This window comes from Pseudarthrobacter sp. C1, assembly GCF_034720455.1.
Classification (GTDB): Bacteria; Actinomycetota; Actinomycetes; order Actinomycetales; family Micrococcaceae; genus Arthrobacter.
Map to the genome: position 1 here is coordinate 1 of NZ_JAYESK010000009.1, position 8,041 is coordinate 8,041.

The following is an 8,041-nucleotide window of genomic DNA, read 5'->3' on the forward strand; positions in this document are numbered from 1 at the left end:
GGGCGGATTCGTTCCACCGCGTCCTCGTGGACCCGCGGGACGGGGCGCCGCTGGAAATCGGCCGCACCAGCTACCGGGTCACCAAAGCCATGCGGAACTGGCTCAGGCTGCGGGACGGCAAATGCCCCTTCCCCGGCTGCAGCAACCACTCCCTCGACAACGAAGCCGACCACCTCCTCGCCTGGCACAACGGCGGCACCACAGGAGTCTCGAACCTCGGCCAGCCCTGCCCGAAACACCACAAACTCCGCCACACCAGCGGCTGGAAACCCACCCCCGCCACCAAAACCGCACCACCCGGCTGGACCTCACCCACTGGCAGGCACTACACAAGCGAACACCAGGACTGGGAACCACCCCACTGGCCCCACCAAGTAAGGTCCGTCTCAGGCGGGGCAGGGTCCGTGGCCGGCGGGCCGCCGGACTTCGCCTATACCGGCCTCTCCCCGGGAGAAGAGGCCCTGGAGCGGCTCCTGCACGCCCCGCCCGCCTGAAGGGATACGGATGGTGGCTGAATCTTCAAAGCCGGACCAACCCGCCCGGACAGAAAAGCGACGGCGACATCCGGCACGTGCCGAATATCGCCGTCGTCGTCAATGCCTGTAAACGCAGCCGCGGAACTACACCGCTGCGGCAGGCTCCAGCTCCTCTGACGAAACCTGCCCGGCCTCTTCAGCCACATGCGGGACGAAGCGGACGAACATGGCCTTGAACCCGGGGGTGTTGGAGACGCGGGCAACGTTTTCCTTGTGGACCAGGGCGTTGGCTTCGGGGAAGTACGCGGCGGCGCAGCCCTTGGCGGTGGGGTAGGCCACCAGGCGGAACTTGTCCGCCTTGCGGTCGTGGCCGCGGAAGGTGCTGACCACGTCCACCAGGTCCCGGTCCTTGAAGCCCAGTTCCACCAGGTCCTCGGGATGCACCAGAATGACGCGGCGGCCGCCCGAGATGCCGCGGTAGCGGTCGTCCAGGCCGTAGTAGGTGGTGTTGTACTGGTCGTGGCTGCGGATGGTCTGGAGCACAAGGTGCCCGTCCGGCGGGGTGAGGTATTCGAGCGGGCTGACGGTGAACCGGCCGCGGCCAATGTCGGTCTTGAAGGATCGGGTGTCGCGCGGCGGGTTGGGCAGCACGAACCCGTTCTTGGTCCGGATGCGGGTGTTGAAGTCCTCGAAGCCGGGCAGGACGCGGGCAATGTGGTCGCGGATCACGTCGTAGTCCTCGGCCATGGCCTTCCAATCCACCGAATGGTCCGGGCCGAAGGTTGCTTCGGCCATGCGGGCCACGATGACCGGCTCGGAGAGCAGGTGCTCTGAGACAGGCTGGAGCCTGCCCTGGGTGGAGTGGACCACGGACATGGAGTCCTCCACGGACAGGAACTGGGCGCCGTTCGGGTGCTTGTCGTCCTTGTCCGTGCGGCCCAGCGTCGGCAGGATCAGCGAGGTGCGGCCGTGGACGATGTGGGAGCGGTTGGGCTTGGTGGAGATGTGCACGGTGAGGCCAATCCGCTGCATCCCGGCTTCCAGCGTTTCGGTGTCCGAGCAGGCCAGCGAAAAGTTGCCGCCCATGGACACAAACACGTCCACCTCGTCGCGTTCAAAGGCTTCCATGGCTTCGACGGCGTCATAGCCATGGTGCCGCGGAGACGTGATCCCGAACTCCGTATCCAGCGCTTGCAGGAGCCATTCCTTGGGTTTCTCCCAGATGCCCATGGTCCTGTCGCCCTGGACGTTGGAGTGCCCGCGGACGGGGCAGGCGCCGGCGCCGGGCTTGCCGAAGTTGCCCTGGAGGAGCAGGACGTTGACCATTTCCTTGATGGTGTCCACCGAGTGCGGCTGCTGCGTCACGCCCAGGGCCCAGCAAAAGATGGTGGCCTTGGACTTGATGAGCATTCCGGCCACGGTTTCGATCTGTTGGCGGGACAGGCCGGTGGCCTTCTCGGTCTCCGCCCAGTCCAGCTCCCGGCGGGCCTGGCGGTAGGCGTCGAACCCGTCCGTCTGCGCCTCCACAAAGGAATGGTCGACGACGGTCCCCGGGTTGCGTTCTTCCTCTGCCAGGAGCAGGTGGCCGAGCGCCTGGAAGAGGGCGAGGTCGCCGCCCACCTTGATCTGCAGGTACTCATCGGCCAGGGGCGTGCCGCCGCCCACCACGCCGGAGACGGTCTGCGGATCCTTGAAGTTGAACAGGCCGGCCTCGGGCAGCGGATTGACAGCCACTACCTTGCCGCCCTTGTCCTTGCATTCCTTCAGCGCGGACAGCATGCGGGGATGGTTGGTTCCGGGATTCTGCCCAACGACGAAGATCAGCTCGGAATCGTGGATGTCGTCCAACGAAACGGTGCCCTTGCCGATCCCGATGGTCGGGTTCAGTGCGGACCCGGAGGACTCGTGGCACATGTTGGAGCAGTCCGGCAGGTTGTTCGTGCCGATGGCCCGGGCGTAGAGCTGGTACATGAACGCGGTCTCGTTCGCGGTGCGCCCGGAGGTGTAGAAGACGCAGCGGTCCGGAGTTGAAGCCCGGACGTGTTCTCCGATCAGCTCGAATGCTTCGGCCCATGAGATCGGCGAGTAGTGGGTCTCGCCGGCGCGGATCACCATCGGCTCACTCAGCCGGCCCTGGTTGCCCAGCCAGTATTCAGTCTTGGTGGAGAGCTCGGCGATGGAGTGCTTTGCCCAGAACTCGGCACCAACTGTGCGGAGGGTGTTTTCCTCGGCCACGGCCTTGGCACCGTTCTCGCAGAACTCGGCCGCCTTGCGCTTCTTGTCCGATTCGGGCCACGCACAACCGGGGCAGTCGAAACCGCCGCGCTGGTTAAGCCGCAGCAGGGAGTGTGCCGTACGCGCGACCCCGGCCTGGGCCACGGCGCGCTCCAGCGCCACCATCACGGCTTTGACTCCCGCCGCCTCAACCTTGGGTTTGCGGACCTCCAGGTCGTCCTCATTGATGTCCGCGACGGGGGCGGGCTGTTTCCCGAACTTCATTGTCCCAACTTCCTTGCCGGCATTCGTCCTGCTCTTGCTGCCGTGCTCGTGCTTGCTGACTGCAGGTGCTCGTGGCGCCATGAAGGCGCGCCAGGCTTTCCCGGCGCGCCTGTTGGCACCTTAGTTGATTTCGACGGCTACTGCGCGATCCCCGCCAGGGTTTCCTGCTCCGCCGCGATGGTGGTGTTGTCGCCGTGTCCGGTGCGGACCACCGTCTCCGGCGGGAGGGTGAGCAGCCGTTCGCGGATGGAGGCCAGGATGGTGGGGTAGTCGCTGTAGGACCGCCCGGTGGCGCCGGGGCCGCCGTTGAACAGCGTGTCGCCGGTGAAGACGGTCCCTTCGCTCTCCAGGTAGAAGCAGGTGGAGCCGGGGGAGTGCCCGGGGGTGTGGATCGCCCGGAGGGTTGCCCCGCCCACCTGGAAGAGGTCGCCGTCGCTCAGTTCCCGGTCCGGCTTCGTGTCCGGGTACACCTGTTCCCAAAGGACCAGGTCGTCGGGGTTGAGGTAGATCGGGGCGTCGACGGCGTCGGCGACCTCGCGGGCGGCGCCGATGTGGTCGTTGTGGGCATGGGTCTGCAGGATGGCAAGGACCTTCCGGCCCCGGACCTGGTTGATGATCGCGGACGCGTCATGCGGGGAATCGATGATCATGCATTCTTCGTCGTTGCCCACGATCCAGACGTTGTTGTCGACGTCCCAGGTGCCGCCGTCGAGCGAAAACGTGCCCGAGGTGACCAGGTTCTCGATCCGGACGCCCATCAGGAACCTGCCACCGGCAGTTCGACGACGGAGCGGAGGACCTTGCCTTCGTGCATTTTCTCGAACGCTTCCTCCACCTGGTCGATGCTGATGCGCTCGGAAACGAAGGCGTCCAGGTCCAGGTTGCCCTGCTTGTAGTGGGAGACGAGCATCGGGAAGTCGCGGGAGGGAAGGCAGTCGCCGTACCAGGAGGACTTCAGCGATCCGCCCCGGCCAAAGACGTCCAGCAGCGGCAGTTCCAGCTTCATGTCCGGCGTCGGGACGCCCACCAGCACCACGCGGCCGGCGAGGTCGCGGGCGTAGAACGCCTGCTTGTAGGTTTCGGGACGGCCGACGGCGTCAATCACCACGTCGGCTCCGTTGCCTCCCGTGAGGGCGCGGATGGCCTCGATGGGGTCCTCCTTGCTGGAGTCGATGCCGTGCGTGGCGCCCAGCGACTTGGCCATGTCCACCTTGTTCGCGTCAATGTCCACGGCGATGATCGTGGTAGCGCCCGCCAGCTTGGCGCCGGCGATCGCGGCGATGCCCACGCCGCCGCAGCCGATCACCGCTACGGACTCGCCCCGCTTTACCTCGCCGGTGTTGATGGCGGCGCCGATGCCTGCCATCACTCCGCACCCCAGCAGCCCCACGGCGGCAGCATCAACCTCGGGGTCCACCTTGGTGCACTGTCCCGCGGCAACGAGGGTCTTCTCGGCGAAGGCGCCGATGCCCAGGGCAGGGGAGAGCTCGGTGCCGTCCTCGAGCGTCATTTTCTGGGTGGCGTTGGCCGTGTTGAAGCAGTACTGCGGCTGGCCCTTGGCACAGGCACGGCATTCGCCGCAAACGGCGCGCCAGTTCAGGATCACCCGGTCACCGGGGGCGATGGATGTGACACCGTCACCCACGGCGGACACAACACCCGTGGCTTCATGGCCCAGGAGGAAGGGGAAGTCATCGTTGATGGCGCCCTGCTTGTAGTGCAGGTCCGTATGGCAGACGCCGCAGGTCAGGATGTCAACGAGCGCCTCACCCGGTCCCGGATCCGGAACCAGGATGGTCTCTACTGACACCGGAGCGTTCTTTTCCTTGGCAATGACGGCCTTGACTTTGTGAACCATGTTTCCTGTGTTCCTTTCGTTGGCCGGACGAAAGTTCCCGGCCCGACTATCAATTCTAGGAGCTGCGGCACCTCCGGACGGCTACCCAAAGGGGTGGGCGGGAGCCCCCAAAGGGGTGGTTGGCGCCGCTCGATCCTCCCGGCATCTCCCGAATCAATTGCGTATTACACAACGCGATGCGTATAGCGCTTACACGAAATATGTCAGTCGCCTTGTGGGGTGTCAACAGCACGGCCTGGCTGCCACGCGCCGCGCGCTTCACGCCAGCATAGGCAAGCACGCACCCTTCGCTGCAACCGTATTGCATGTGCAGCAACGTGCTCCTGGAAGTCAGCCTCAAGACCCGGACCTTAGCAGCCTTCCGCACCAATCGAGCGTGCAAAGAAATTGCCCTTTGCAAAAACCATTGACTGTGGCCGCCGTCACGCCTATTCTGGTGCAACAGCGTTGCGCTGAATGCAACCACAAACACTTTGGTGGATACATGAGTAACGAAACTTCTTCCCCCGCCCGTGAGCGGGAAGCTGGCCCGGAGTCGAATGGAACCCCGTCCAGCAACTCCACGCCTGCTGACAATGCCGTCAGCAAGGAAACGCGCCGCCGCGTCATTGCGGCCAGCTTCATCGGCAACTTCGTCGAATGGTTCGACTACGCGGTCTACGGCTACCTGGCCGTCACTATCGCATCAGTCTTCTTCCCGGAATCCGACCCGCAGACCGGGCTCCTGCTGACCTTCGCCCTGTTTGCCATTTCATTCCTGGTGCGGCCGCTCGGCGGCTTCGTCTGGGGCCACATTGGCGACAAGGTTGGCCGGCGGACAGCCCTCTCGCTGTCGATCCTGATAATGTCCGGAGCAACTTTCTGCATCGCGCTGATTCCCGGATACGGCACGATCGGAATCTGGGCTCCCATCCTGCTCCTGGTCATCAGGGTGATCCAGGGCTTCTCTGCCTCGGGCGAGTACGCGGGAGCATCGGCGTTCCTGGTGGAGTACGCCCCCGCCAACAAGCGGGGCCTGTATGCCGCGGTTGTTCCCGCCAGCACCGCAGCCGGCCTCCTGCTCGGTTCACTGATCGCCGGGCTGCTGACCACGCTGCTCGCTGCCGACGCGATGCAGAGCTGGGGCTGGCGGCTGCCGTTCCTCCTGGCCGCCCCGATGGGCCTGATCGGCCGGTACATCCGGACAAAGCTCGAAGACACCCCGGTGTTCCGCGATCTGGAGGCCCAGGACCACGCTGCCAAGGCGCCCGTCTCCAGCCTCTTCCGCAACCACTGGCGGCAACTGCTCCAGGCCGTCGGGGCCGTCCTGCTCAACGCCGTCGGCTTCTACGTGATCCTCAGCTACATGCCCACCTACCTGTCCTCGGAACTGGGCCTGGGCGAGACCGAATCATTCCTTGCCACGACCATCGCGCTGGTCACCTACATCGGCTTCATCTTCCTCACCGGCATGCTCTCGGACCGGTACGGGCGCAAGAAGGTACTGATCACCGCATCAGTCGCCTTCATCGTCCTGACAGTTCCTGCGTTCGCACTGCTCGGGACCGGCAACTTCCTGGTGATCGTCCTGGTCCAGATCCTGCTGGGCGCCATGCTCACCCTCAACGACGGCACGCTCCCCAGCTTCCTGGCTGAAATGTTCCCCACCCGGGTCCGCTACAGCGGCTTTGCCGTCAGCTTCAATCTCTCCAACGCCCTCTTCGGCGGCACCGCCCCGTTCATGGCGACGCTCCTCATCGCCGCAACCGCAAACGACCTGGCGCCGGCCTGGTACCTCGTCGCTGCCGCCGTCGTTTCGCTCATCGCCGTGGCACTCTCCAGGGAAACCTGCAAAGAGCCGCTGCGGCACGAATAACTTCCGTCCCTACCGAACCACCTGCACATCGAAAATGCACCAGAGAAAGGCATCGCCACGATGACCATCACCACCGAGAACGCCACCACCGTCGCCGAACTCGAGCGCACCAAGATCCTCAAGAACGGCGAGAAGGTCAGCCTCACGTTCTCCGACGCCGAGTTCGAACGCCGGCTCGCGGGCCTCCGGCGGATCATGGCAGAGAAGGAACTGGACGCCGTCGTCCTCACCAGCTACCACTCCATCAAGTACTACTCGGACTTCCTGTTCACCACCTTCGGCCGTTCCTACGGCATGGTGGTCACCAAGGATGACACCGTCACCGTTACCGCCAATATCGACGCCGGCATGCCTTGGCGCCGCAGCTACGGCGACAACATCGTCTACACGGACTGGCGCCGGGACAACTACATCTTCGCCATCCAGGAAGTCCTGCGGACCCGCGGCATCAACCCCCGCCGCCTCGGCGTCGAGGATGACTCGCTCCCGCTGGACAACCGGAACAAGATCCAGGCAGCCTTCCCGTCCGCAACCCTGGTGGACGTGGCCCAGGCCGCCATGCGCCAGCGCATGATCAAGTCCGCCGAGGAAATCGAAGTCATCAAGCACGGTGCCCGGATCGGCGACCTGGGCGGCGAAGCCATCCGCAACGCCATCACCGCCGGGATCACCGAGTACGAGGTCGCGCTGATCGGTACGGAGGCCATGGTCCACGAGATCGCCCGGACCTTCCCCGACTCGGAAATCCGTGATACCTGGGTCTGGTTCCAGTCCGGCATCAACACCGACGGCGCCCACAACTGGGCCACCACCCGCAAGATCCAGGAACACGACATCCTGTCCCTGAACTGCTTCCCCATGACCTCCGGCTACTACACCGCCCTGGAGCGCACCCTGTTCTACGGCGAGCCGGACGCCCGGTCCCTGGAGCTGTGGAACATCAACGTGGAAGTCCACAAGCGAGGCCTCGAACTGATCAAGCCCGGCGCGGTCTGCAAGGACATCGCAGCGGAACTCAATGAGATCTACGTCGGGTATGGACTCCTGGCCAACCGCACCTTCGGCTACGGACATTCCTTCGGCGTCCTCAGCCACTACTACGGCCGGGAAGCCGGGCTGGAGCTCCGCGAGGATATCGACACCGTCCTGGAGCCCGGCATGGTGGTCTCCATGGAGCCGATGATCACCGTCCTTGACGGCCAGCCGGGCGCCGGCGGCTACCGCGAGCACGACATCCTGGTGGTGGGCGAGGACGGCGCGGAGAACATCACCAAGTTCCCGTTCGGCCCCGAGTACAACATCATCGGCGCCTAGCCTTCCAGGAACGAAACCCGGAAGCGGGGGCACCCCCGT

The 8,041-nt window shown here is 64.9% G+C and carries 5 protein-coding genes and 1 pseudogene; 3 read left to right on the top strand and 3 right to left on the bottom strand.

Annotated features, from left to right (window positions below):
- Positions 1 to 494, top strand: a pseudogene (locus U7114_RS14890) (HNH endonuclease signature motif containing protein); the annotation flags it as partial.
- A 126-nt stretch (positions 495 to 620) separates the two neighbouring features.
- On the opposite strand, the gene U7114_RS14895 reads toward U7114_RS14890, so the two are convergent.
- From U7114_RS14895 to U7114_RS14905, 3 genes are all read right to left on the bottom strand, one after another.
- On the bottom strand, positions 621 to 2,975 hold the full coding sequence (locus U7114_RS14895) for an FdhF/YdeP family oxidoreductase (protein WP_323057802.1): 2,355 nt from the start codon (positions 2,973 to 2,975) through the stop codon (positions 621 to 623).
- Between the two features lie 137 nt (positions 2,976 to 3,112).
- Positions 3,113 to 3,733 carry an MBL fold metallo-hydrolase gene (locus tag U7114_RS14900; RefSeq protein WP_323057803.1) on the bottom strand — a complete coding sequence of 207 codons (621 nt, stop codon included), beginning with the start codon at positions 3,731 to 3,733 and terminating at the stop codon, positions 3,113 to 3,115.
- Complete coding sequence (locus tag U7114_RS14905; RefSeq protein WP_157239844.1) at positions 3,733 to 4,833, bottom strand: S-(hydroxymethyl)mycothiol dehydrogenase; 1,101 nt, start codon at positions 4,831 to 4,833, stop codon at positions 3,733 to 3,735. Before U7114_RS14905 ends, U7114_RS14900 begins: the two co-directional genes overlap by 1 nt.
- 484 nt (positions 4,834 to 5,317) lie before the next feature.
- Between U7114_RS14905 and U7114_RS14910 the strand changes: the two genes are divergently transcribed.
- Both U7114_RS14910 and U7114_RS14915 read left to right on the top strand, forming a co-directional pair.
- Positions 5,318 to 6,688: an MFS transporter gene (locus tag U7114_RS14910; protein ID WP_323057804.1), complete on the top strand. Its 1,371-nt coding sequence runs from the start codon at positions 5,318 to 5,320 to the stop codon at positions 6,686 to 6,688.
- A 60-nt stretch (positions 6,689 to 6,748) separates the two neighbouring features.
- Entirely contained in the window at positions 6,749 to 8,002 is a 1,254-nt protein-coding gene (locus tag U7114_RS14915; RefSeq protein ID WP_157239841.1) for an aminopeptidase P family protein, read from the top strand.
- Positions 8,003 to 8,041 lie beyond the last annotated feature (39 nt).

Coding starts and splice junctions, on each gene's coding strand:
- U7114_RS14895 (WP_323057802.1), bottom strand. CDS start 2,975: ATGAAGTTCGGGAAACAGCCCGCCCCCGTCGCGGACATCAATGAGGAC.
- U7114_RS14900 (WP_323057803.1), bottom strand. CDS start 3,733: ATGGGCGTCCGGATCGAGAACCTGGTCACCTCGGGCACGTTTTCGCTC.
- U7114_RS14905 (WP_157239844.1), bottom strand. CDS start 4,833: ATGGTTCACAAAGTCAAGGCCGTCATTGCCAAGGAAAAGAACGCTCCG.
- U7114_RS14910 (WP_323057804.1), top strand. CDS start 5,318: ATGAGTAACGAAACTTCTTCCCCCGCCCGTGAGCGGGAAGCTGGCCCG.
- U7114_RS14915 (WP_157239841.1), top strand. CDS start 6,749: ATGACCATCACCACCGAGAACGCCACCACCGTCGCCGAACTCGAGCGC.